The organism is Streptomyces sp. NPDC003036 (assembly GCF_040611175.1).
In the GTDB taxonomy this organism is placed as follows: domain Bacteria; phylum Actinomycetota; class Actinomycetes; order Streptomycetales; family Streptomycetaceae; genus Streptomyces.
The window spans coordinates 45,414-68,875 of record NZ_JBEXNO010000036.1; the positions used below are offsets into that span (position 1 = coordinate 45,414).

Annotated in this window: 23 protein-coding genes and 1 riboswitch; of the genes, 11 read left to right on the forward strand and 12 right to left on the reverse strand. The window is 73.4% G+C overall.

Annotation, left to right across the window (positions count from 1 at the left end; genetic code table 11):
• Window positions 1-10 precede the first annotated feature (10 nt).
• From crcB to ABZX67_RS24655, 3 genes are read right to left on the reverse strand one after another with little or no spacing between them, the layout of a single operon-like run.
• The gene (crcB, locus tag ABZX67_RS24645; RefSeq protein WP_355363686.1) at window positions 11-355 is read right to left on the reverse strand and encodes a fluoride efflux transporter CrcB; all 345 of its coding nucleotides are present in this window, start codon (window positions 353-355) and stop codon (window positions 11-13) included.
• Complete coding sequence (locus tag ABZX67_RS24650; protein ID WP_355363688.1) at window positions 352-786, reverse strand: CrcB family protein; 435 nt, start codon at window positions 784-786, stop codon at window positions 352-354. The genes crcB and ABZX67_RS24650 overlap by 4 nt, the downstream gene beginning before the upstream one ends.
• A 20-nt stretch (window positions 787-806) precedes the next feature.
• Entirely contained in the window at window positions 807-1,229 is a 423-nt protein-coding gene (locus ABZX67_RS24655) for an SsgA family sporulation/cell division regulator (protein WP_355363690.1), read from the reverse strand.
• 210 nt (window positions 1,230-1,439) lie between these two features.
• Between ABZX67_RS24655 and ABZX67_RS24660 the strand changes: the two genes are divergently transcribed.
• From ABZX67_RS24660 to ABZX67_RS24670, 3 genes are all read left to right on the forward strand, one after another.
• The gene (locus tag ABZX67_RS24660; protein WP_355363692.1) at window positions 1,440-2,651 is read left to right on the forward strand and encodes a serine hydrolase; all 1,212 of its coding nucleotides are present in this window, start codon (window positions 1,440-1,442) and stop codon (window positions 2,649-2,651) included.
• A gap of 62 nt (window positions 2,652-2,713) precedes the next feature.
• Window positions 2,714-3,100, forward strand: coding sequence for a hypothetical protein (locus ABZX67_RS24665; protein ID WP_355363694.1), 387 nt, complete (start codon window positions 2,714-2,716; stop codon window positions 3,098-3,100).
• A gap of 84 nt (window positions 3,101-3,184) precedes the next feature.
• Window positions 3,185-4,120: a nucleoside hydrolase gene (locus tag ABZX67_RS24670; RefSeq protein ID WP_355363696.1), complete on the forward strand. Its 936-nt coding sequence runs from the start codon at window positions 3,185-3,187 to the stop codon at window positions 4,118-4,120.
• A gap of 11 nt (window positions 4,121-4,131) precedes the next feature.
• Here the strand turns inward: ABZX67_RS24670 and ABZX67_RS24675 are convergent, their stop codons facing one another.
• The 3 genes from ABZX67_RS24675 to cobN form a co-directional block, all read right to left on the reverse strand.
• Window positions 4,132-5,310 (reverse strand): DUF418 domain-containing protein, encoded by a 1,179-nt coding sequence (locus ABZX67_RS24675; protein WP_355363698.1) that lies wholly within the window; start codon window positions 5,308-5,310, stop codon window positions 4,132-4,134.
• Window positions 5,311-5,433: 123 nt separating this feature from the next.
• Complete coding sequence (locus ABZX67_RS24680; RefSeq protein WP_355363700.1) at window positions 5,434-6,150, reverse strand: GNAT family N-acetyltransferase; 717 nt, start codon at window positions 6,148-6,150, stop codon at window positions 5,434-5,436.
• Window positions 6,147-9,740: a cobaltochelatase subunit CobN gene (gene cobN, locus ABZX67_RS24685; protein WP_355363702.1), complete on the reverse strand. Its 3,594-nt coding sequence runs from the start codon at window positions 9,738-9,740 to the stop codon at window positions 6,147-6,149. The genes ABZX67_RS24680 and cobN overlap by 4 nt, the downstream gene beginning before the upstream one ends.
• 35 nt (window positions 9,741-9,775) lie before the next feature.
• Window positions 9,776-9,911, reverse strand: a riboswitch (cobalamin riboswitch).
• A gap of 42 nt (window positions 9,912-9,953) precedes the next feature.
• Between cobN and ABZX67_RS24690 the strand changes: the two genes are divergently transcribed.
• From ABZX67_RS24690 to ABZX67_RS24700, 3 genes are read left to right on the forward strand one after another with little or no spacing between them, the layout of a single operon-like run.
• Window positions 9,954-11,156 carry a cobalamin biosynthesis protein CobG gene (locus tag ABZX67_RS24690; protein WP_355363764.1) on the forward strand — a complete coding sequence of 401 codons (1,203 nt, stop codon included), beginning with the start codon at window positions 9,954-9,956 and terminating at the stop codon, window positions 11,154-11,156.
• A complete protein-coding gene (locus ABZX67_RS24695; RefSeq protein WP_355363704.1) occupies window positions 11,153-11,800 on the forward strand; it encodes a precorrin-8X methylmutase in 648 nt (215 codons plus the stop codon). Before ABZX67_RS24690 ends, ABZX67_RS24695 begins: the two co-directional genes overlap by 4 nt.
• Window positions 11,797-13,317 (forward strand): precorrin-2 C(20)-methyltransferase, encoded by a 1,521-nt coding sequence (locus ABZX67_RS24700; RefSeq protein ID WP_355363706.1) that lies wholly within the window; start codon window positions 11,797-11,799, stop codon window positions 13,315-13,317. Before ABZX67_RS24695 ends, ABZX67_RS24700 begins: the two co-directional genes overlap by 4 nt.
• Window positions 13,318-13,662: 345 nt before the next feature.
• Here ABZX67_RS24700 and ABZX67_RS24705 read toward each other — a convergent pair whose 3' ends face one another.
• The 3 genes from ABZX67_RS24705 to ABZX67_RS24715 all read right to left on the reverse strand — a co-directional run bounded on the left by ABZX67_RS24705 (window position 13,663) and on the right by ABZX67_RS24715 (window position 14,827).
• Complete coding sequence (locus ABZX67_RS24705) at window positions 13,663-13,950, reverse strand: hypothetical protein (protein ID WP_355363708.1); 288 nt, start codon at window positions 13,948-13,950, stop codon at window positions 13,663-13,665.
• Window positions 13,951-13,962: 12 nt separating this feature from the next.
• The gene (locus ABZX67_RS24710) at window positions 13,963-14,223 is read right to left on the reverse strand and encodes a hypothetical protein (RefSeq protein WP_355363710.1); all 261 of its coding nucleotides are present in this window, start codon (window positions 14,221-14,223) and stop codon (window positions 13,963-13,965) included.
• Between the two features lie 82 nt (window positions 14,224-14,305).
• On the reverse strand, window positions 14,306-14,827 hold the full coding sequence (locus tag ABZX67_RS24715; protein ID WP_355363711.1) for a DUF5994 family protein: 522 nt from the start codon (window positions 14,825-14,827) through the stop codon (window positions 14,306-14,308).
• A 324-nt stretch (window positions 14,828-15,151) separates the two neighbouring features.
• Here ABZX67_RS24715 and ABZX67_RS24720 point away from each other — a divergent pair, with 324 nt between their 5' ends.
• From ABZX67_RS24720 to ABZX67_RS24730, 3 genes are all read left to right on the forward strand, one after another.
• Window positions 15,152-16,312, forward strand: coding sequence for an ice-binding family protein (locus tag ABZX67_RS24720; RefSeq protein ID WP_355363713.1), 1,161 nt, complete (start codon window positions 15,152-15,154; stop codon window positions 16,310-16,312).
• A gap of 189 nt (window positions 16,313-16,501) precedes the next feature.
• Complete coding sequence (locus ABZX67_RS24725) at window positions 16,502-17,155, forward strand: DUF5819 family protein (RefSeq protein ID WP_355363715.1); 654 nt, start codon at window positions 16,502-16,504, stop codon at window positions 17,153-17,155.
• A complete protein-coding gene (locus ABZX67_RS24730) occupies window positions 17,142-18,296 on the forward strand; it encodes an HTTM domain-containing protein (RefSeq protein ID WP_355363717.1) in 1,155 nt (384 codons plus the stop codon). The genes ABZX67_RS24725 and ABZX67_RS24730 overlap by 14 nt, the downstream gene beginning before the upstream one ends.
• Window positions 18,297-18,371: 75 nt before the next feature.
• On the opposite strand, the gene ABZX67_RS24735 is transcribed toward ABZX67_RS24730, so the two are convergent.
• Complete coding sequence (locus tag ABZX67_RS24735; protein WP_355363719.1) at window positions 18,372-19,130, reverse strand: cobalt-precorrin-6A reductase; 759 nt, start codon at window positions 19,128-19,130, stop codon at window positions 18,372-18,374.
• Between the two features lie 12 nt (window positions 19,131-19,142).
• On the opposite strand from ABZX67_RS24735, the gene ABZX67_RS24740 reads away from it, so the two are divergent.
• A complete protein-coding gene (locus ABZX67_RS24740; protein ID WP_355363721.1) occupies window positions 19,143-20,258 on the forward strand; it encodes a cobalt-precorrin-5B (C(1))-methyltransferase in 1,116 nt (371 codons plus the stop codon).
• A 7-nt stretch (window positions 20,259-20,265) separates the two neighbouring features.
• Here the strand turns inward: ABZX67_RS24740 and cobM are convergent, their stop codons facing one another.
• Both cobM and cbiE read right to left on the reverse strand, forming a co-directional pair.
• Window positions 20,266-21,015: a precorrin-4 C(11)-methyltransferase gene (gene cobM, locus ABZX67_RS24745; protein WP_355363723.1), complete on the reverse strand. Its 750-nt coding sequence runs from the start codon at window positions 21,013-21,015 to the stop codon at window positions 20,266-20,268.
• Window positions 21,012-22,280, reverse strand: a complete 1,269-nt coding sequence (cbiE, locus tag ABZX67_RS24750; RefSeq protein ID WP_355363727.1) for a precorrin-6y C5,15-methyltransferase (decarboxylating) subunit CbiE — start codon at window positions 22,278-22,280, stop codon at window positions 21,012-21,014. Before cbiE ends, cobM begins: the two co-directional genes overlap by 4 nt.
• A gap of 104 nt (window positions 22,281-22,384) precedes the next feature.
• Between cbiE and ABZX67_RS24755 the strand changes: the two genes are divergently transcribed.
• Window positions 22,385-23,452 (forward strand): LLM class flavin-dependent oxidoreductase, encoded by a 1,068-nt coding sequence (locus ABZX67_RS24755; RefSeq protein WP_355363729.1) that lies wholly within the window; start codon window positions 22,385-22,387, stop codon window positions 23,450-23,452.
• The last annotated feature ends 10 nt before the right edge of the window (window positions 23,453-23,462 follow it).

A 23,462-nucleotide genomic window follows, 5' to 3' on the forward strand; every position in this document is an offset into this window, starting at 1 on the left:
ACAGCGGCGGTCACCGCACCAGCGCCGCCCCCGCGAACGCCGCCGCCAGGCCCGCCGCCACGCTCGCCGCCACGTTGACGACCGCGTACCCCTTCGCGCCCGTCTCGGCCAGCCGGAGCGTCTCGTACGAGAAGGTCGAGTACGTCGTCAGCGCCCCGCACAGCCCCGTCCCCAGCAGCAGCTGCACCTGGGACGCGGCGCCGGTCAGCAGCCCGAGGACCAGGCAGCCGGTCACGTTGGCCGCGAAGGTGCCCCAGGGGAAGACCGCGTCGTGGCGGGCGCGCACGGCCCGGTCGGTCAGGTACCGCAGCGGCGCGCCGACGGCGCCGCCGACGATCACGAGAAGCCAGTTCACGGCGCCGCCCTCCGCGCCGGGGCCCTCCGCGCCAGCGCCCCGAGCGTCAGCCGGGCCGCCGACCAGACCGCCGCGAGCGCCACCAGCACCGTCGCCCCCAGGTAGGACAGCGCGGTCGCGGTCTCGCCGCGCCGCAGCAGCCGCTCGACGTCCACGGCGTACGTCGAGAACGTCGTGAACCCGCCCAGCACGCCCGTACCGAGGAACGGCCGCACCAGCCGGTACGCCGGGACGCCGCCCTCCGTGATCACCACCATCAGGACACCGATGAGCGCGCAGCCCACGCCGTTGACCCCCAGCGTGGCCCACGGGAAGCCGCCCGGCGGCGTCGGCCACGCCAGCGACACCCCGTACCGGGCGGCGGCCCCCAGCGCGCCGCCGGCCGCCACCGCTCCGACGACGGCGAGCTCCTCACCTCGTACGACACCCATGCCCCCAGGGTGTCAGGAGGTCACCGGCTGCCGGAGCTCAGCACCTCTTCCAGGAACGCGTCCAGCTCGACGTGCTCCTCACCCGCCGGCACGGCCGCGTACGTCCGGTCCAGGAAGCCGCGCAGCGACGGCGCCCACACGGTGAACACCGCGCTGTGCATCAGCTCGATGCACAGCTCCTCGCGCGTGCCGTTCACCTCCGGCCACACGCGTACGTCCCCTTCGCCGACCGCCCCGCCGCGCACGCCCTCCAGCGCGTCGCGCAGCATGTCGCGGTCGAGGCGCCACTCGGCGTAGGTCCAGCCGCCGTGCGTGAAATTCACGGTGACGGCGTAGGGATCCTGGGGGTCGTACGCCATGTGTGCCAGTACGGGGATCTCCTGGCCCGTCTGCGGGAGCAGCCGCATGAAGACCTTGTCGCGCAGGACCGCGTCCGCTTGCATGTCGTCCCTCCGGGAGAGCTCGTCCGGTCGGCTGGGTGCCCGGTCGGTTCGGTGCCGGCCGGGTCCGTACCGGTCGGTTGGGTGCCGGTCGGTTGGGTGCCCGAGCTTTCCCAGTGCCCGCCCAGCGTCGATTGATGCGGCCGGGTCACGCTGTCGTCCGTACGGCGCACTCGCCCTGCGGGGCTGACGGCAGCTTTTTAACGTGACTGAATGATCGTCAGCTCGCTCGCGGCCGCCGCCCTCTACCTGGGGCCTTCCCTGCTTCCGGCCCTGCCGCCCTCCGCGCCGCCGTTCCCGGTGGAGCCCGTCCCGCCGCGCCCCGCCGCGGCCGTCGACGCGTCCGTCCTGCAACGCTCCGGCACCCAGGTGCGCCTGCCGCCCGGCGTGGCCCGGCCGCCGGTGCTGAGCGCCCGCTCCTGGCTGGTCGCGGACGCCCGCAGCGGTGCGGTGCTCGCCGCGCACGACGCGCACAAGCGGCTGCCGCCCGCCTCCACGCTCAAGGTCCTCTTCGCCCTGGCCGCGCTGCCGGGGCTGTCGCCGGAGCGGCCGCACACGGTCAGCAGGCACGAGCTGACCGGGATCGGCGACGGCAGCAGCCTGGTCGGCATCCAGGAGGAGACCACCTACCGGGTGGCGGACCTGTGGCGCGGGGTGTTCCTCAGCTCCGGCAACGACGCCGTGCGCGTGCTGGCGGGCCTCAACGGCGGCTGGGCGGCCACCGTCCGCGAGATGCAGGCCACCGCCGAGGCGCTCGGCGCCCGCGACACCCGCGTCGTCTCCCCCGACGGCTACGACGCGCCGGGCCAGGTCTCGTCCGCGTACGACCTCGCCGTCTTCGCCCGCGCGGGCCTGCGCGACCCGGACTTCGCCCGGTACTGCGCGACGCCGTACGCGAAGTTCCCGGCGCGCGGCTGGTCGTACGGCATCCGCAACACCAACCGGCTCCTCACCGGGGACGACGGCGTCGCCCGCTACCCCGGCATCCTCGGCGTGAAGAACGGCTACACCAGCGGCGCCGGGCACACCCTGGTCGCCGCCGCCCGCCGGGACGGGCGCACGCTCGTCGTCACGGTGATGAACCCGCGCGCGGGCGGCGCGTACGCCGTCTACGAGGAGGCGCGCAAGCTCCTCGACTGGGGCTTCGCCGCCGCCCCGCGCGCCCACCCCGTCGGCTCCCTGCTGCCGCCGGCGAAGCAGCGCCCCGACGCCTCCGCGGTGCCCGCGGTCCCCGCGGCGGCCGGCGCCCCGGCCGCCCCGAAGGACCGGGCCGAGACCGCGGCCACCGCCTCCGCCCCCGCACGGGACGACGGCCCGCGCCTCTTCCTCCCGCTCACCTTCGTTGGCTCGGCGTGCCTCGCGGCGGCGACGCTGTGGTGGGTACGCAGACGCGTGGACACTCCGATCGACACTCCGATGGAGTAATGATCTGCGGGAGGGGCTACACATGACGTGCTCGGGGGCCTCCCCACGGAAGGGCCGATGCCATGCGTGTGTCCCGCCACCTGATCACCACCGCCTGCGCCGGCGCGCTCGCCCTCGGCGCCGCGTTCGCCGCCCCGGCCGCCGCCGCCCCGGGGGGGCCGTACGCGCCCACGCCCACGCCGTCGCCCACCTACCGCGTCGGCGAGGCCATCACCAGCGTCAAGGGGCTGCCGTTCTGCGGCCTGCAGAAGGGCAACGCGTTCGTGATCATCGACCAGGGCCGCGCGGTCATCGTCGACGGCACCGGGCACTTCGTCCAGGCCGTCCACAAGCCGGGCGAGACCAACCGCGAGTACAAGGTGACCTTCCACCGCGACGGCAAGACGGTCACGTACACCCCCGACGGCTCCACCAAGCCGGTCACCGAGGTGTGCAAGCCGCTGAAGTGAGCGGCGCAGGCGCGCGGGGTCCGTGACACGGCGGCCCCGGACGCGGGAGCGTGGTCCCGTACGCACCCGCGTCTGGAGGCCGCCATGCCCATCCCCGTGATCCTGGACTGCGACCCCGGCCACGACGACGCCTTCGCGATCATGCTCGCCGCCGCCCACCCGGCGGTCCGGCTGCTCGGCATCACCACCGTCGCCGGGAACCAGACGGTGGAGAAGACCACCCTCAACGCCCGCCGCGTCTGCACCGCCGCCGGGATCGAGGGCGTGCCCATCGCCGCCGGGCTGGCGGGGCCGCTGCACGGCAGGGGGATCGTCGCCGGGAACATCCACGGCGAGTCGGGGCTCGACGGGCCCGGGTTCGGGGAGCCGACCGTGCCGGTCGACGGAAGGGACGCCGTGACGTTCCTCCGCGACACGATCCTCTCCCACCCCGAGCCCGTCACGCTCGTCCCGACCGGCCCGCTCAGCAACATCGCCGCGCTCCTGCTCGCCCACCCCGAGCTGGGCGGGCGGATCGAGCGGATCGTGCTGATGGGCGGGTCGACGGAGCGCGGCAACAGGACCCCGGCGGCCGAGTTCAACGTCCTGTCCGACCCGGAGGCCGCCGACATCGTCTTCAGCAGCGGCCTGCCCGTCACCATGATCGGCCTGAACGTCAGCCACAAGGCGCTCGCCACCCCCGACGTCGTCGCCCGCGTCGACGCCCTCGGTACACCGCTCGCGCGCCTGTGCACCGAGCTGCTGACGTACTTCGGCAGCACCTACCGCGCGGTCTTCGGCTTCCCCGCCCCGCCGCTGCACGACCCGCTGACCGTCGCGCACCTCATCGACCCGGACCTGATCACGCTCGTCCACGTGCCTGTCGCCGTCGAGCTCACCGGCACGCACACGCGCGGGGCGACCGTCGTCGACCTCGACGGCGTCACGGGCGACCCGCCCAACGCGTACGTCGGCGTCGACGTGGACGTCCCCGCCTACTGGGACCTCATCGTCGACGCCGTACGCGTCCTCGGGGGTTAGGGGGTGTCCCCCTAGGTCCTTCGCAGCGCCCACTTCTGCACCGACTCCAGCGGCCCGTTGGCAAAGCGGCGCAGCCACAGCGTGGAGGCCACCATCAGCACCGCGCACACCACCGCCCACAGGCCCATCACCCACCACGGCCGCCAGGTGTCGCCCAGCCGGGCGGCCAGGCCGAGGCCGATGCCGTACGAGGCGAGCATGCACAGCAGGTTCTGCAGGACGTAGCCGGACAGGGCGGTCCGGCCCACGGAGGTCAGCCCGGTCATCAGGGGCCCGGGGCGGCGCACCCGGTCCACCAGCGCGCCGATCAGGCCGATGTAGCCGACGGCCATCAGCGGCGCCGCGCCGTACCGGCCCAGCAGGAAGTAGTCCGGGCCGGCCAGCGCCACCACCACGTTGAGCGGCACACCGAGCCCGAGGCCCCAGCCCAGCAGCCGCGCCCGCAGCCGCCGCGCCGCCTCGTCCGCGCCGAAGGCGCCCGCCCGGAAGAGCCGTACGCCCAGCAGGAAGAGGAACAGCAGCAGGAAGAAGCTCAAGCCCGGCTCCAGGCGCAGCACGATGGCGTTCTCCAGCCGGAAGGCGACCTGGTCGAGGTAGCCGCCGTGGGCGTACAGCTCCGCGACGGCCGGGGAGACCCCGTCGCCGCTGCCCGGGTCGTTGTCGGCGGTGGCCAGCACCGCCGTCAGCAGCCCCATGACCGTCAGGTGCACGCCGGCCGCCCACCACATCACACGGCGCCGCGCCCGCTCGGAGCGCGTCAGCAGCCACGCCACCAGCAGCGCGGTCACGGCGTACCCCATGAGCACGTCCCACGCGAAGACCAGCACGAAGTGCACGGTGCCCTCGGCGAAGAGGAACAGCGCCCGCCACTTGTACCGCCCCGGCCACGGCTGCCCGCGCCGCGCCGCCGAGGCGTACTGGATGGCGAGCCCGGCCCCGAAGAGGATCGTCAGCAGCGACAGGAACTTCCCGTCCGCCAGCAGCCGGAACACCCCCTCGGCGGCCTCGGGGAAGGACCCGAACGTCACCTGGCCGAGGGCGCCCTGCAGCACGCCCCACTCGGAGCCGCGGGTCGTGAAGACCCACACGTTGGTCATGAGGGTGCCGAGGATGGCCGCTCCGCGCAGGACGTCGAGGAGGGCGAGCCGTTTCGTGCCGGTCCGTACGGGAGCGCGCAGTGTGTCGGTCATGCGTTCCATCGTTCCGGCGCGGCCCGCCGGAATCGTCGTGAGACCGGACGAACCGGCACTACATCGAAGGATGCAGCCGCCCGAGGATCGGTCGTACTCCTCGGCCCCGTCGTACACCTCGGCTCAGTCGTACACCTCGCCGACCTCCAGCACCCGCGCCGTGACGCGCCCGTCCGGTGTGCGCTCCGGGTCCGCCAGGAAAGCGCGGTAGGCGTCCTCCGACGGGAAGGTCAGCAGGTGCACCTCCGACCGGCCGTCCGCCGTGCGCAGCCGCCGCTCCAGCCGGCCGCCGTGGCGGGGCAGCAGGGCGAGCGTGCGCTCCTCGTGGGCGAGGGCGTCGTCGACGGCGTCCGCCGGGTAGTCCAGCACCACCGCCACCTGGAACAGCGGGGCCGGCGCCGACGGCTCCAGCGGCTTCTCGAAGTACACGTCCACGTGGCCGCCCGGGACGCCCCGGACGCGGCCCGTCTCGACGTACCCGAGGCGCCGGTAGAAGGGCGGCGCCTGGAAGGTGTACGAGGAGACGGTCATGCGGCCGCAGCCGCGCCGCCGCGCCTCGTCCTCGGCGGCACGCATCAGCCGGCTGCCGAGGCCGGTGCCCCGCTGGTCCTCGCGGACCCACAGCATGTCGACCGCGCCGAGGCCGCCCCACGTCCAGCCGGTGAGCCCGCCGACGACCTCGCCGGTCTCGGCGTCCGTGGCGCGGATGTACACCTCGGTGTGGTCGTCGGCGCCGGTGGCCGCCGTGTTGAACGCCGTCAGCTCCCGGTCGAGGAGCTTGTCCAGCTCCTCGTCCTCGGTGGAGACCGTGAGCTCGACTCCGCGGCTCACCTGGCTCACTTGTCCTCCAGTTCGCCCTCGGTCTCCAGGAAGACCTGCTTCAGCTGCTCCAGGACCTGCGGGTCGGGCTTGGCCCACATGCCGCGCGACTCGGCCTCCAGGAGGCGCTCGGCGATGCCGTGCAGGGCCCATGGGTTGGCCTCCTGGAGGAAGGCGCGGTTCTCCGGGTCGAGGACGTACGCCTCTGTGAGCTTGTCGTACATCCAGTCGGCGACGACGCCGGTCGTGGCGTCGTACCCGAAGAGGTAGTCGACGGTCGCCGCCAGCTCGAACGCGCCCTTGTAGCCGTGGCGGCGCATCGCCTCGATCCAGCGCGGGTTGACCACGCGGGCGCGGAAGACGCGCGAGGTCTCCTCGACGAGCGTGCGGGTGCGGACGCTCTCCGGGCGGGTCGAGTCGCCGATGTACGCCTCCGGGGCCGTGCCCTTGAGCGCGCGGACGGTCGCGACCATGCCGCCGTGGTACTGGAAGTAGTCGTCGGAGTCCGCGATGTCGTGCTCGCGGGTGTCGGTGTTCTTGGCCGCCACCGCGATGCGCTTGTACGCCGTCTCCATCTCGGTGCGGGCGGGCTTGCCCTCCAGGCCGCGCCCGTACGCGTAACCGCCCCAGACCGTGTACACCTCGGCGAGGTCCGCGTCGGTGCGCCAGTCGCGCGAGTCGATCAGCTGGAGGATGCCCGCGCCGTACGTGCCCGGCCGGGAGCCGAAGATGCGGGTGGTGGCGCGGCGTTCGTCGCCGTGCTCGGCGAGGTCGGCCTGCGCGTGGGCGCGGACGAAGTTGTCCTCGGCCGGCTCGTCGAGGGAGGCCGCGAGGCGCACAGCGTCGTCCAGCAGGCCGATGGTGTGCGGGAAGGCGTCCCGGAAGAAGCCGGAGATGCGCAGCGTCACGTCGATACGCGGGCGGCCCAGCTCGGCGAGCGGGATGGGCTCCAGGCCGGTGACGCGGCGCGAGGCGTCGTCCCAGACGGGGCGGATGCCGAGGAGGGCGAGCGCCTCGGCGACGTCGTCGCCGGCGGTGCGCATCGCGCTCGTACCCCACAGGGACAGGCCGACGGAGGTGGGCCAGTCGCCGTTGTCGGCGCGGTAGCGCTGGAGGAGGGAGTCGGCGAGCGCCTGGCCGGTCTCCCAGGCGAGGCGGGAGGGGACGGCCTTGGGGTCGACGGAGTAGAAGTTGCGGCCCGTCGGCAGGACGTTGACCAGGCCCCGGAGGGGTGAACCGGAGGGGCCGGCCGGGACGAAGCCGCCGTTGAGGGCGTGGACGGCGTGGTCGAGCTCGTCGGTGGTGGCGGCGAGGCGCGGGACGACCTGGCGGGCGGCGAAGTCGAGGATCCGCGCCACGTCCGGGCCGTGGCCCTCGGCGACCGACGGCACGGCGGCCGGGTTCCAGTCGGCGGCCTCCATCGCCTCGACCAGGGCGCGGGCCGTGGCCTCGGCCTCGTCGGCGGTGGTGCGGGTGGCGGCGGACTCGTCGAGCCCGAGGGCCTCGCGCAGGCCGGGCAGGGACTGCGTACCGCCCCAGATCTGGCGGGCGCGGAGGATGGAGAGGACCAGGTTGACGCGCTCGGGGCCGGTCGGGGCGCCGCCCAGCACGTGCAGGCCGTCGCGGATCTGCGCGTCCTTGACCTCGCAGAGCCAGCCGTCGACGTGGAGCAGGAAGTCGTCGAAGCCGTCGTCGTCCGGCCGGTCCTCCAGGCCCAGGTCGTGGTCGAGCCGGGCGGCCTGGATCAGCGTCCAGATCTGGGCGCGGATGGCGGGCAGCTTGGCCGGGTCCATGGCGGAGATCTGCGCGTACTCGTCGAGCAGCTGCTCCAGGCGCGTGATGTCGCCGTACGACTCGGCGCGCGCCATCGGCGGCACCAGGTGGTCGATGAGCGTGGCGTGGGCGCGGCGCTTGGCCTGGGTGCCCTCGCCCGGGTCGTTCACCAGGAACGGGTAGATCAGCGGCAGGTCGCCGAGGGCGGCGTCCGGGCCGCAGGCGGCGGACAGGCCGGCGTTCTTGCCGGGCAGCCACTCCAGGTTGCCGTGCTTGCCGAGGTGGACCATGGCGTCCGCGCCGAAGCCGCCGTCGTCCTCGGACGTGGCGATCCAGCGGTAGGCGGCCAGGTAGTGGTGCGACGGCGGCAGATCGGGGTCGTGGTAGATCGCGATCGGGTTCTCGCCGAAGCCGCGCGGCGGCTGGATGAGGATGAGGAGGTTCCCACGCCGCAGGGCGGCGAGGACGATGTCGCCCTCGGGGTTGCGGGAGCGGTCGAGGAACATCTCGCCGGGCGGCGGGCCCCAGTGCTGCTCGACGCTCTCGCGCAGCTCCTCGGGGAGCGTGGCGTACCAGCGCTTGTAGTCGGCGGCCGGGATGCGCACCGGGTTGCGGGCGAGCTGCTCCTCGGTGAGCCACTCCTGGTCGTGGCCGCCGGCCTCGATGAGCGCGTAGATCAGCTCGTCGCCGTCGCCGGAGGCCAGGCCGGGGACTTCCTCCGTACCGAAGTCGTAGCCCTCCTCGCGCAGGCGGCGCAGCAGCGCGACGGCGGAGGCGGGGGTGTCGAGGCCGACGGCGTTGCCGATGCGGGAGTGCTTGGTGGGGTACGCGGAGAGGACCAGCGCCAGGCGCTTGTCGGCGTTCGGGATGTGGCGCAGGCGGGCGTGGCGTACGGCGATCCCGGCGACGCGCGCGGCGCGCTCGGCGTCGGCGACGTACGCGGGCAGGCCGTCGGCGTCGATCTCCTTGAAGGAGAACGGCACGGTGATGAGGCGCCCGTCGAACTCGGGGACCGCGACCTGGCTGGCGGCGTCGAGCGGCGAGAGCCCCTCGTCGTTCTCCTCCCAGGCGGAGCGCGGACTTGTCAGGCACAGGGCCTGGAGGATGGGGACGTCGAGCGCGGCGAGCGCGCCCGCGTCCCAGGACTCGTCGTCGCCGCCCGCCTGCGCCTCGGCGGGCTTGGTGCCGCCGGCGGCGAGGACGGTGGTGATGACGGCGTCGGCGGTGCGCAGGGTGTCCAGCAGCTCGGGCTCGGGGGCCCGCAGGGACGCCACGTAGAGGGGGAGGGCCTGGCCGCCCGCGTCCTCGATGGCGTCGCACAGGGTGTGGACGAACGCGGTGTTCCCGCTCATGTGGTGCGCGCGGTAGTACAGCACCGCGACGGTCGGGCCGGTGGTGGTGCGGTTCTCGCGCTCCAGGGGGCCCCAGGTGGGCGCGGCGGCCGGCGGCTCGAAGCCGTGGCCGGTGAGGAGGACCGTGTCGGACAGGAAGCGGGCGAGCTGCTCCAGGTTGTCCGGGCCGCCGTGGGCGAGGTAGGCGTGGGCCTCGGCCGCGATGCCGATGGGGACGGTGGAGGTCTCCATCAGCTGGGCGTCAGGGGCCTGTTCGCCGGTGAGCACGACCAGCGGCTTGCCGGTCTCCCTCAGCGTCTGAAGGCCGTCCTCCCAGGCGCGGATGCCGCCGAGGAGGCGTACGACGACGAGGTCGGCGCCGTCGAGGAGGTTGGGGAGGTCGTCCAGCAGGAGCCGGGCGGGGTTGGCGAACCGGTACGCGACCGGGCCCCCGGCCGCGCGGGCGCTCAGCAGGTCGGTGTCGGAGTGCGACAGCAGCAGGATCACAGCGTGCCGGGCCTTCCTCGGGGTGTCCTCGCCCCGGGTGGTCGTGGGTGGCGGGAGTTCCTGACTCGTCCGTTGTCTCCGTTGCCGGCGGACTCACAGTGGCGGGACCGCGCCGGATTCCCACCGGGCTTCCTCCCTAGGGCCCTGGGACCCTGTGCCGTCTGCATAGTAGAGGCTGCGCGTATGCTCGCCGCCATGCCGCCCAGCTCACCAATGCCTCAGGACCGGGGCGAAGCTCACATACGGGACCGTGGACCGGACCGTGTACGTGACCGTGGTGACGCGTGCCCCGGTGCGCTGCGGCTGCACCGGGCCGACGACGGCGCGCTGGCCCGACTCCGCCTGCCTACAGGTGTATTGACACCGCATCAGGTGTTGGTATTGGCCGAGACGGCGGACCGGCTCGGTGACGGGCACCTCTCCCTCACCTCGCGCGGCAACCTCGAACTGCGGGGCCTCGGCGAGGGCTGCGGGCTCGGGCTGGCCGAGCTGCTGCGGGACGCCGGGCTGCTGCCGGACTCCGAACGGCACGAGCGCGTACGGAACATGGTCGTCTCGCCGCTCGCGGGCGCGGAGGTGCGGGCGTGGTCCGTGCGCCTGGACGCGCTGCTGTGCGCCGAGGAGTGGACGCTGGAGCTGTCCGGCCGCTTCCTGTTCGCCGTGGACGACGGCCGGGGGGACGTGGCGGCGCTGGCCCCGGATGTGACGTTGCTCGCAGAGCCGTCGCGTACCGCTTTGGCACGTACCGCTTTGGTACGTGTCGGACGTGCGGCCTACCGCGTCGCGGGCGCCGACGCGCCGCGGGCCGCGCTGGCGGCGGCGGAGGCGTTCCTCGCGGCGGCCCGGGAGGCGGGCACGGGCGCGTGGCGGGTGCGGGAGCTGCCGACGGGGCAGGACGTGGACGTGGCGGGACACCTGCGGCGGGCGTCGATCGCGGCGGAGCACGTACCGGATGCGGTGCTTCCGGCGGGTGGCGCCCTCGCCCCCGGGCTGATCGGCGCCTCGCCGCCGGGGGTCTCGGTCCTGGCCCGGCTGGGCCGGGTGACGACCGCGCAGTTCCGCGCGCTGCTGCCGGCCGAGGAGGTGCGCGTCACGCCGTGGCGCGGCTTCGTCCTGCCGGGCTTCCCGGACCGGGCGGCGGCCGAGGAGCGGCTGCACGCCCTGGACCGGGCCGGATTCATCACTCGCGCCGACTCGCCGTGGGTTGGCGTGACCGCCTGCACCGGCCGTCCCGGCTGCGCGAAGTCCCTGGCCGACGTACGGGCGGACGCGCGCCCGATGGCGGTGGACGGCGGCCTGCCCGTCCACTGGTCGGGCTGCGCGCGCCGGTGCGGACACCCGCAGGGCGCGTGGGTGGATGTGGTGGCGACCGCCGAAGGCGCGTACCAGACGACCGTACAAAAACCGACAGGATGAGCGAGAGCAGAGTGTTCGACTACGAGAAGGACGGGGCGGAGATCTACCGCCAGTCCTTTGCCACGATCCGCGCCGAGGCGGATCTCGCGGGTCTCCCCGCCGACGTCAGCCAGGTCGCCGTGCGGATGATCCACGCCTGCGGCATGGTCGACCTCGTCCGCGACCTCGCCTACACGCCGGACGTCGTCGCCCGCGCCCGTGAGGCGCTGCGCGCCGGGGCGCCGATCCTCTGCGACGCGCAGATGGTCGCGAGCGGCGTCACGCGCAAGCGGCTGCCCGCCGGCAACGACGTGATCTGCACCCTCTCCGACCCATCCGTGCCGGCCCTCGCCGCCGAGCTGGGCACCACGCGCAGCGCGGCCGCGCTGGAGCTGTGGCGCGACCGCCTGGAGGGCTCGGTCGTCGCGATAGGCAACGCGCCCACCGCGCTCTTCCGGCTCCTGGAGATGATCGACGCGGGCGCGCCGCGCCCGGCGGCGGTGCTCGGCATCCCGGTCGGCTTCATCGGCGCGGCCGAGTCGAAGGACGCGCTGGCGGCTCGCACGGACCTCGACCACCTGGTGGTACGCGGCCGGCGCGGCGGCAGCGCGATGGCGGCGGCGGCGATCAACGCGATCGCGCACGAGGCGGAGATCCAGGCATGACGGGCATGACGGGCATGAGCGGCAAGCTGTACGGCGTGGGGCTCGGCCCCGGCGACCCGAACCTGATGACGGTGGCGGCGGTCAAGGCCATCGCGGGCGCCGACGTGATCGCGTACCACTGCGCGCGCCACGGCCGTTCGATCGCCCGGTCCATCGCGGCGGAGCACATCCGCGAGGACCAGATCGAAGAGCGCCTGATGTACCCGCTGACGGTGGAGACCACCGACCACCCGGGCGGTTACCGGGGCGCGCTGAACGACTTCTACGAGGAGGCGTCGGCCCGGCTGGCCGCCCACCTCGACGCGGGCCGCACGGTCGCGGTCCTGGCGGAGGGCGACCCGCTCTTCTACGGCTCGTACCAGCACATGCACAAGCGCCTGGCGCACCGCTACGACACCGAGGTCATCCCGGGCGTCACCTCGGTGAGCGCGGCGGCGGCGCGGCTCGGGGAGCCGCTGTGCGAGGCCGAGGAGGTCCTGACGATCATCCCAGGCACGCTGCCGGAGGACGAGCTGACGGCGCGGCTGGCGGCCACGGACTCGGCGGTCGTGATGAAGCTCGGCCGGACCTTCCCGACGGTGCGCCGCGCGCTGGAGCGGGCGGGCCGGCTGGAGGACGCCCGGTACGTGGAGCGGGCGTTCATGGCCGGCGAGCGCACGGAGGCCCTGGCCTCGGTCGACGCGTCGACGGTGCCGTACTTCTCGGTGGCGGTCCTGCCGTCCCGGATCGACGCGGAGGTCCCCGAGGAGCGGGAGACCGGCGGCGAGGTCGTGGTCGTCGGCACCGGCCCGGCGGGCGCGCCATGGCTGACGCCGGAGTCGCGCGGGGCACTCGTCAACGCCGACGACCTCGTCGGCTACACCACCTACCTGGACCGGGTGCCGGTGCTCCGGCCGGGCCAGCGGCGCCACGGCTCCGACAACAAGGTGGAGTCCGAGCGCGCCGAGTTCGCCCTGGACCTGGCCCGGCGCGGGCGCCGCGTCGCGGTGGTCTCGGGCGGCGACCCGGGCGTCTTCGCGATGGCGACGGCGGTCCTGGAAGTCGCCTCCCAGGACCCGTACCTGGACGTCCCGGTCCGCGTCCTGCCGGGCGTCACGGCCGCGAACGCCGCCGCGGCGAAGGCGGGCGCCCCGCTGGGCCACGACTACGCGACGATCTCCCTCTCGGACCGCCTCAAGCCCTGGGAGGTCATCGCCCAGCGCCTCGCCTCGGCAGCCGCCGCCGACCTGGTCCTCGCCCTCTACAACCCCGGCTCCCGCTCCCGCACCTGGCAGGTCGCCAAGGCCCGCGAGCTGCTGCTGGAACACCGCGCCCCGGACACCCCGGTCGTCGTCGCCCGCGACGTCGGCGGCCCGGAGGAGTCGGTCCGCGTCCTGCCGCTGGCGGACCTCGACCCGACGGAGGTCGACATGCGGACCCTGCTCCTGATCGGCTCCTCCCAGACCCAGGCGGTCCGCCGGGGCGACGGCGACGGCCGGGTGGTGGCGTGGACGCCGCGGAGGTACCCGGAGGCGTGACGGCGCGCCCGCACATCGCCTTCTGCCGCCCAAGGACGACGCCGATGCGTGGCACACCACGCTGTCCGCGCTGGGGAACGCCTTGTGCCAGGCGTCCCCCGGGGCGGACGTCGCGTACCGGCGGTCGGGCGTCCACAGCACCACGGTGCTCGACTTCACCGTCGAACTCGCCCCAGAGCCGCGGGGGCACCTCGCGCGTTTCGACGTCGCCTGGTCGCCGTCAGGTGCGTCCGGGACGTGGCCGGTGAGTATGGCGCGCTTGACGGCCAGGCACAACAGGTGCTGGGCTACGGGGCGTTCGCTGGCGGCACGGCGAGGCGCTGCTGCCGCCATGGGCAGGCCCCGCTATCCGCTGTCGTCGAAGCCGCGCTCCTGCTCCTCGCTCTCCATGAGCCGGAGCCCCTGGTGGGTCAGCGTGACCATCGCGGGAGTATTCCCCCGCTCCCAGTCGACGGCGATGAGCCCCTCGCCCGCCAGATACGCGCAGGCGGCCGCCAAGTCCTGCTCCGGGACCCGGAGGTCGTCGCGCAGCTTCGTCCCCGTGATGCCCAGAAGACGATTGCCCTCCGTGGCCTGGTAAAGGGCTTTCATGATGGCGTCGCGGTAGTTCTTCCGTTCGCGGAGGGTTGCCATGAGTACATCGCTTCAGAGTTCGTCCGTCTGCGTGCGGTCCTCCGTGGACTGACTGGTGGCCAGCCAGGACCGTGCAGGCTCTGCTGTGTGGGTGGTGTCCACGGTGAGGTGGAGGCGGGTTCCGCCCGTCACGGTGTCGACGGGGTAGCTGCGCTGTTCGGTGGCGGCGAAGCAGCGTCGGAGAACCTCCGCGACCTGTCGGGCGGTCTCGGGCGACGAGGCGACGACACGCACGTCGGCGTGCCCGGGAGCGGGCAGTTCCGGCGAGTTCATGGGTGACCTCGTTCATCGGGAAGACGTGCAGGGGGTGCGTCCTCGCGCCCACACCCACCGCCCCTGCTCCGAGGGGCCGTTGTCATCCGCGGCCCCCGGCAGCGGGCACTCCGGCGGGTTCTGCCGGACTTCGGACCGCCGTCCCTTCGCGAGCCGAGGCCTCGTCGGCCAACAGCCTGCTGGCGGTGAGGAAGCCTCCCGGGGCGGCAGCGGCGGACATCAGCCGGGCGGCTGTAGCGGCATCGGTCTCCGGCGGGATCACCAGAAGGTCCATGCGGCCTGTGGTGTAGGAGAGGAGGATCACTTTGTTCTGGTCCTGCTCCTGGGCGAACCAGCCCACGTGCACGGTGTGCCCGGTCACGCGCACCTTGCGCGGGATCACGGGCCAGTGGGCGGGGTTCACCGTGGCACGAGTGACGCGGCCCCAAGGTGCGTCCAGCACGTCGGTGAGGGCGGGGAGTTCACGGTGGAGGTCGCGGGAGCGGGGCCACCAGGCACCGTCCAGGAGACCTGGAACCGAGCCCGCCGGGACCAGTGACAGACGGACCGGCGGCGACGGCACGGAGCGCTCGGTGACGGTTGCACGTTCGATGGTCGCGGTCATGACGCGTACCTGCCTCCGGGCGCGTCGTGGACGTCCCGGTGTTGTCGCTCGCCGAGAACGGCACCAGCAATCGGAGCTGGTGAGCGAAGTGCTCCCGGCTCTTTCAGCCTACTCCGGTCGGCGGTCATGGGACCCATCCCGCTCATTTAATAATTTTTCATATATTCCATGACGCATATGGAGGGGCCTTTCGACATCGCCCCGACAGGTCGCGCTTCTGAGAAATCGCGTGCGTAATATGCCGAGCTAACAGACGAAGTGGCCTATTCCGGACATCCGGGATTCGCTGAACGCGCCACCATTCCCTCAGGAGCTGGCTTCTCGATGACGATGAATTTCCCTGCCGCGCCTCAGTGGCGAAGAACGTGGGCCTGGATGGCGGCGGTGCTCGCCATGGTGATCGCCGCTGTCATCGTGGCGGTCACGCCGACGCGGGCAACCGCGCTGGCCCAGCCCGTACCGCTGGGCACCGCCGACAGCTTCGCGGTCCTCGCCGGCGAGTCGGTCACCAACACCGGTCCTTCGGTCATTACCGGGGACGTCGGGGTCCACCCCGGGACGGCCATCTCCGGATTCCCGCCCGGCACCGTGAACGGGACCTTCCACTCCGCGGACGCCCTGGCGGCCCAGGCCAAGAGCGATCTTGTCCTGGCATACAACAACGCCGCCGGACAGTCCACGGACGCCGCGCTTCCCCCGGACGCCGGCGGTCTGACGCTGGCCCCCGGCGTCTACACCGCGTCGTCCACCCTCGGCCTCACGGGCACGCTCACCCTGGACGGCGAGAACAACCCCGATGCCATCTGGGTGTTCCAGGTCGGTTCGGGGCTGACGACGGCGTCCGCCAGCAGCGTGAGCCTCATCAACGGTGCCTCGCCGTGCAATGTCTTCTGGCAGATCGGCAGCTCGGCCACCCTCGGGACCGAGACCGACTTCGTGGGCACGATCATGGCGATGACGTCGATCACCGCCAACACGGGAGCGGACATCATCGGCCGGGCACTGGCCCGGAACGGTTCCGTGACGCTGGACACCAACACGATCACACGGCCCTCGTGCGACGCCGGGACCACGGGCGGGACCACGGGCGGGACCACGGGCGGGACCACGGGTGGTCTGATCGCCGGCACCACGACCGGTGGCACCACGACCGGCGGCGCCAACGGTGGCACCACGACCGGCGGCACCACAGGCGGCCTCCTGGGCGGCGCACTCGGCGGGGCCACGGCGGGCGTCATCGCGGGCACCACCACAGGTGGCACCACGGGCGCGACGATCGGCGGCATCAGCGGCGGCATCAATGGCGGCATCACGGGCGGAGGCGGCCAGCCCCCCGGCAAGCCCGGAAAGCCCGGAAAGCCGGGCAAGCCGAGCAAGCCCGGAAAGCCTGGTAAGCCCGGCGACGGGCATGACGGCAAGCCCGGACACGGCAAGCCCGGAAAGCCTGAAAAGCCCGGTGGTTACGGGGACGAGGCGAAGCAATGAGCCGCATGAAGCGTGCTGTGGCCGGCTGACCACCAGGCAGGCACACGCAAGCACAGGGAGAGGCATGGCGCGCGGCGGATCGTCATCGATTCCGTCGCGCGCCACGCGCGGAACCGGAGGAAGCGGAAATGGACGGTCGGGACGGGAAGGCGGGGTGGGGCTGTGCTGGGCGGCGTCGAGTCACCATGGATGAAGGAATCGAAGAGCTCCGGTAAGGGATGGCAGCACCGCTCGCTGAGGGAGGCCACGGGAGTCGCCGTGGTCCTGTGCCTGGCCATCACGCTCACTCATGTGCTCCTGGTCTTTCTGCATGTGGCGCCGGCGAATCCGGTGTCGCAGCGGTACAGCCGTCAGATCAATGCGTGGGTCTTTCCGCTGTTCGAGCAGAACTGGCGGCTCTTCGCCCCGGACCCGGAGTCGGTCAACCGGCAGATCTCGGCGAGGACCATGCGGATCGCCCCGGACGGCACGTCCCAGGTGAGCGGCTGGTTCGACCTGAGCGGCGTGGACCATTCCGCGATCAGGCACAACCCCTTCCCGAGCCACACGGCGCAGAACATGCTGCGCCGGGCCTGGAGCGCCTACATGGAAACGCTCGGCGGCGACGACCGACCGCACTCGGAGCGGGCCGTGATGATCCAGCGGTACCTCCGCAACATTGCGGCGGATCGCGTCGCCGACCAGCGCGGCGACTCCTTCGACTCCATCCAGCTGCGGGTGGTCACACTGCCCGTCGGCGCCCCCGGCCCGGCAGGGAACAGCCGTCCGGCCGCCGCCGGGCCCGCGCCCGTGGACACCCGTTACCTCCCCTGGTGGAAGGTGGCCCCGCATGGCACCGACTGAGACGACCCCGACCACGGCACCCACGCCGTCGACGTACGACACCGAGAGCGCGGGCACCCGCACGGCGCCGCAGCGGGTACTCGACCGCATCTCCGCGCTCTTCGCCCTCCTGATCGAGCGGCCGATCTCCCTCTACGCGGCAGCGGCACTGCGCATCGGCTACGGCCTGCTCTACCTCGCGTTCCTCCTGCGTGAGTTTCCGCACCGTGACGAGATCTGGGGGCCCGGCTCGCCGTGGACCCCCGCGCTGGCGAGGCAGCTTTTCGACCAGTCGGGATGGGCGAGCGTCCTCACCCTGTCCGACAGCCGGGCGTACTTCGAAACCTGCTACGCGGCCGCCGTCGTCACGTCCGCGTTGTTCATGCTGGGCTGGCGGACCAGAGCGGTGTCCGTGCTGTTCGCCCTCATGGTGGCCTCGTTCCACGCCCGGGCGATCTTCATGACGGACGGCGGGGACAACCTCATCCTCCTCATGGCCGTCTACCTCGTCTTCACCGCGTGCGGCCGACGCTGGTCCCTCGACGCGCGCAGGGTCAGGCTCCGCTCGGTCGCGGGGCGAGCGGTGCGACTGCCGCCGGGAGGCGCGGGCGGGTTGCGGCACCACGTGCGTGACGCCCGCCTGGGCGTGGTGACCGTCCTGCACAACTGCGGGATGTTCGTCATCGCCGCCCAGGTCTGCTTCCTGTACGGAGCCGCGGGGCTGTACAAGGTGCAGGGCGGCACCTGGGGCAACGGGACCGCCCTCCACTACGCCCTCAATCTCCACCTGTTCCAGCCCTGGCCCGAGCTCTCCCGCATGCTCGACGCCCACGAGGTCCTGATCACCGCCGCTTGCTACCTGACGGTGCTGTTGCAGGTCGCCTTCCCCTTCGTCCTGTTCGGCAGGCTCAAGTACCCCGTCCTGGGCATGCTGCTGACCATGCACGTGGGCATCGCGGTACTCCTGGGTCTGCCGCTCTTCTCCGCCGCGATGATCGTCGCCGACGCGGTCTTCCTGCCGGACCGGTTCTACCGCTCGCTGGGAGCTCTCCGGCGAGCCCTCCGGCGGCGTGCGGTCCAGGACACCGGTGCCGACCGACGGGAGGCATCGCCCAGGCCGGAAGCCGGCCTCGTACCAGCACAGTCCGGACCGGCCGGCTGACGCCTCCGCCACCGGACGCCTCCGCCACCGGACGCCTCCACCACCGGACACGGTCCGGGACGGGTCAGGCCCAGGCTACGGCCGCCCGGAACCGCGGGCTTCGAGCGCCCCCGCCCACTCCACCGCCTCCCCCACCGTCCCCACCACCGCGACCCCCTCCGGGACCGGTGGCCGGCGGACGATGACGACCGGGACGCCCGCCTCGCGGGCCGCCTCCAGCTTCGGGGCCGTCGCGGTGGAGCCGCTGTCCTTGGTCACGAGGACGTCGATGGCGTGGCGGCGCAGCAGGTCGCGCTCGGCCTCCAGGGTGAAGGGGCCGCGGTCGAGGAGGACCTCCAGGTGGGGCGGGAACGGAGGCTCCGGGGGGTCGACCGAGCGGAGGAGGAACCAGGCGTCCGTGACGTGGGCGAAGGAGGCGAGGCCCATGCGGCCGGTGGTGAGGAAGATGCGGCGGCCGAGGCGCCGGGCCGTGTCCGCCGCCTCCGGGAGGGTGTCCACGGGGTGCCAGTCGTCGCCCTCGACGGGGGCCCACCCGGGACGGCGCAGGGCGAGCAGGGGAACATGGGCTGCGGCGGCCGCCCGGGCCGCGTTCGAGCTGATGGTGTCCGCGAAGGGATGAGTGGCGTCGATGACCGCGTCCACCCGGTGTGCGCGCAGCCAGCGGGCGAGGCCCTCGGCGCCGCCGAAGCCCCCGATCCTGACCTCGCCCGGGGGCAGCCGGGGCGCGGCCACGCGGCCAGCGAGCGAGGTGGTCACCCGCACGGTGGCCTGCGCGTGCAGGGTCTCGGCCAGGCGGCGGGCCTCGGTCGTGCCGCCGAGGAGGAGTATGTGCATCGGGGAGCGTCCATGAGTGCGGGGGGCGGGCGTAGTGCGCAACTCAAGCACACCGGGCTCCGGTCCGGGTGGACCACCGGGGCCTGTGCCACGGCGGCGACGACCGCCGCGTACACCGCCCTGCTCACCGGGGAGTTCCCCGACCCGGTGACGATCAGCCTGCCGAAGGGGCAGACGCCCGCCTTCGCGCTCGCGGCCGAGGAGCTCACGGGCGAGACCGCCATGGCCGGGATCGTCAAGGACGCCGGGGACGATCCGGACGTCACGCACGGGGCGCTGGTGAGGGCCACGGTGAGGAAGCTGGCACCCGGCTCCGGGGTCGTCTTCCGCGCCGGGCCGGGCGTCGGGACCGTCACGCGGCCCGGGCTGCCGCTGGAGGTGGGTGAGCCGGCCATCAACCCCGTGCCCCGGCAGCTGATGCGCGAGCACGTCGCGCGCGTCGCCGCCGCGCACGGCGGCACCGGCGACGTCGAGATCACCGTCGCGGTCGACCGCGGCGAGGAGATCGCCCGTTCCACGTGGAACCCCCGCCTGGGGATCCTGGGCGGGCTGTCCATCCTCGGCACCACGGGCGTCGTGGTGCCGTACTCGTGCTCCGCCTGGATCGACTCCATCCGGCGCGGCGTGGACGTCGCCCGGGCGGCGGGACGCACGCACGTCGCCGGGTGCACGGGCTCAACGTCCGAGAAGACCGTCGTGTCCCTCTACGGGCTGCCCGAGGACGCGCTGCTGGACATGGGCGACTTCGCGGGCGCGGTGCTCAAGTACGTACGCAGGCATCCGGTCGAGCGGCTCACCATCTGCGGCGGCTTCGCCAAGCTGTCCAAGCTGGCCGCCGGGCACCTCGACCTGCACTCGGCGCGCTCCCAGGTCGACAAGGGGTTCCTCGCGGAGCTGGCCCGCGCGGGCGGCGCCGACGAGGAGCTGGCGGCGCGGGTGGCCGAGGCGAACACCGGGCTCGCCGCGCTCCAGCTGTGCGCCGCGCGCGGCGTGCCGCTGGGCGACCTGGTCGCCGAGACCGCCCGCGACCAGGCCCTCGCCGTCCTGCGCGGCGCCCCGGTCGCGGTCGACGTCGTCTGCATCGACCGGGCCGGGACGGTCGTCGGCCGCAGCGCGGTCAAGCTCTAGGGGGTGTCTAACAGACGTGCCGGTCCCGCTCCGGCGAGTACAGGTGGCTGTCCCGGAACTGCGTCGCGCCCAGTGTGCGGCCCACCAGGATCACCGCCGTGCGCGTGATGCCGGCTTCCTTCGTCGCCGCCGCGATGTCGGCGAGCGTGCCGCGCAGGATCACCTCGTCCGGGCGGGACGCCATGGCGACCACGGCGGCGGGGCAGTCCTCGCCGTAGTGCGGCACGAGCTCGGCGACGACGCGGTCGACGTACCGGGCCGCCAGGTGCAGCACCAGCAGCGCGCCGCTGCGGCCCAGGGTCGCGAGGTCCTCGCCGTCCGGCATGGGCGTGGCCTGCTCGGCGATCCGGGTGAGGATGACCGTCTGGCCCACGGTCGGCACGGTCAGTTCCCGCTTCAGCGCGGCCGCGGCGGCCGCGAAGGCCGGTACGCCGGGGACGACCTCGTACGGGATGCCCGCCGCGTCCAGCCGCCGCATCTGCTCGGCGACGGCGCTGAAGACGGACGGGTCGCCGGAGTGGAGGCGGGCGACGTCGTGGCCCTCCTCGTGGGCGCGGACCAGCTCCGCCGTGATGGCGTCGAGGTCGAGGCGCGCGGTGTCCACGAGCCTGGCCCCGGGCGGGCACTCGGCGAGCAGCTCGCGCGGCACGAGCGACCCCGCGTAGAGGCAGACCCGGCAGGAAGCGAGGGTGCGCGCGCCGCGCACGGTGATCAGGTCGGCGGCGCCGGGGCCCGCACCGATGAAGTAGACGGTCATCGTGAAACTGCTCCAGGTGCTCCAGGCTTGGTGACGGACCATTGTGTGACCGGCATGGCCTGGCGCCAGCCGGTGAAGCCGCCCACCGGGACGGCGTGCGCGACCGCGAGGCGTACGAGCTCGCCGCCGTACCGCCGGTAGCGGTCGGCGAGCAGCGCCTCGGATTCGAGGGTCACGGTGTTGGCGACGAGCCGCCCGCCCGGCCGCAGGGCGTCCCAGCAGGCGTCGAGGAGCCCGGGCGCGGTCAGCCCGCCGCCGATGAACACCGCGTCGGGCGCGGGCAGGCCGGCGAGGGCCTCGGGCGCGGGCCCGGTGACCACGCGCAGGGCGGGAACGCCCAGCGCCTCCGCGTTGCGGGTGATGCGGGAGGCGCGCTCGGCGGAGCGCTCGACCGCGATCGCGCGGCAGCTGCGGTGCGCGCGCATCCACTCGATGCCGATCGAGCCGGAGCCGCCGCCCACGTCCCACAGCAGCTCGCCGGGCGCGGGCGCGAGCGCGGCGAGCGTCGCGGCGCGCACGTGGCGCTTGGTGAGCTGGCCGTCGTTCTCGTACGCCGCGTCGGGCAGGCCGGGCACGGCACCGAGGCGCAGCGCGCCGTCGGCGCGTACGCACGTGACCGCGATGACGTTGAGCGGGTCGCCGGGCGCGTGGGGCCAGTCGTCGGCGGTGCCGGTCAGCACGCGCTCGCGCTCCGGGGAGCCGAGCTGCTCCAGTACGTGCAGGGCGCTGGGTCCGAAGCCGCGCTCCCGCAGCAGGGCCGCGACCTCGCCGGGCGTCGCGGCGCCCGCGCTGAGCACCAGCACCCGCCGCCCGTCGTGCAGCGCGGCGGCCAGCGAGGCGAGGGGCCTGCCGACCAGCGTGACGGTCTCCGTCTCCTCCAGGGGCCAGCCGAGGCGGGCGCAGGCGTACGAGACCGAGGACGGGTGCGGCAGGACGCGCAGCCGCTCGGGGCCGACGGTCTCGGCGAGGGCGCGGCCGATCCCGTAGAACAAGGGGTCTCCGCTGGCGAGCACGGCGATGCGGCGTCCGGCGCGGCCGTGCGCGTCCAGCAGCCGGGGGACGGCGGGCCGCAGCGGCGAGGGCCACGCCACGCGCTCGCCGCGGCACTCCTCGGGCGGCAGCAGGGCGAGCTGCCGTTCGCCGCCGATGACGACCTCGGCGGCGCGCAGGGCGTCCCGGGAGGCGTCCGCGAGCCCGGCCCAGCCGTCCGCGCCGATGCCGACGACGGTGACCGGATGGGGGATGGCTATGGGGCTGCTGCTCACGGGCCCGAACCCTATCGGGTGGTCGTGCGGCGGCCGCCTCTGGGCGGGACGGCCGGTGGGTACCCGTGCCCCTACCGACCCCGGTCTCGGAAGGTGTGAGGGCGATGCAGTTCGGAATCTTCACCGTCGGCGACGTGACCCCCGACCCGACCACCGGCCGGGCCCCGACCGAGCACGAGCGGATCGCGGCCATGGTGACCCTCGCCCTCAAGGCCGAGGAGGTCGGTCTCGACGTCTTCGCCACCGGCGAGCACCACAACCCGCCCTTCGTGCCGTCGTCCCCGACGACCCTCCTCGGGTACGTCGCCGCCCGCACCCACCGGCTGGTGCTGTCGACGTCCACGACCCTCATCACCACCAACGACCCGGTGAAGATCGCCGAGGACTACGCGATGCTCCAGCACCTCGCGGACGGCCGCGTCGACCTGATGCTGGGGCGCGGCAACACCGCGCCCGTCTACCCGTGGTTCGGGCAGGACATCCGGCAGGGCATCCCGCTCGCCATCGAGAACTACGGACTTCTCCACAAGCTGTGGAGGGAGGAGTCCGTCGACTGGACGGGCCACTTCCGTACGCCCCTGGAGGGGTTCACCTCCACGCCGCGCCCGCTGGACGGCGTACCGCCGTTCGTCTGGCACGGCTCCATCCGCTCCACCGAGATCGCCGAGCAGGCCGCGTACTACGGCGACGGCTTCTTCCACAACAACATCTTCTGGCCCCAGGAGCACACCAAGCGCATGGTCGCCCGCTACCGCGAGCGGTACGCGCACTACGGCCACGGCGCCCCGGAGGAGGCCATCGTGGGCCTGGGCGGCCAGGTCTTCATGCGGCGCAACGCGCAGGACGCGGTGCGGGAGTTCCGGCCGTACTTCGACAACGCCCCGGTGTACGGGCACGGCGCCTCGCTGGAGGAGTACACCGCCCAGACGCCGCTGACCGTCGGCTCCCCGCAGCAGGTGATCGAACGGACCCTCACCTTCCGCCGCACGGCGGGCGACTACCAGCGCCAGCTGTTCCTCCTCGACCACGCGGGCCTGCCGCTCAAGACGGTGCTGGAACAGCTGGACCTGCTCGGCGAGGAGGTCGTACCCGTCCTGCGCGAGGAGTTCGCGGCCCTGCGCCCGGCGGGCGTCCCGGAGACGGCACCTCCGCATCCGGCCACAACGGGCTAGCGCCCGGGCG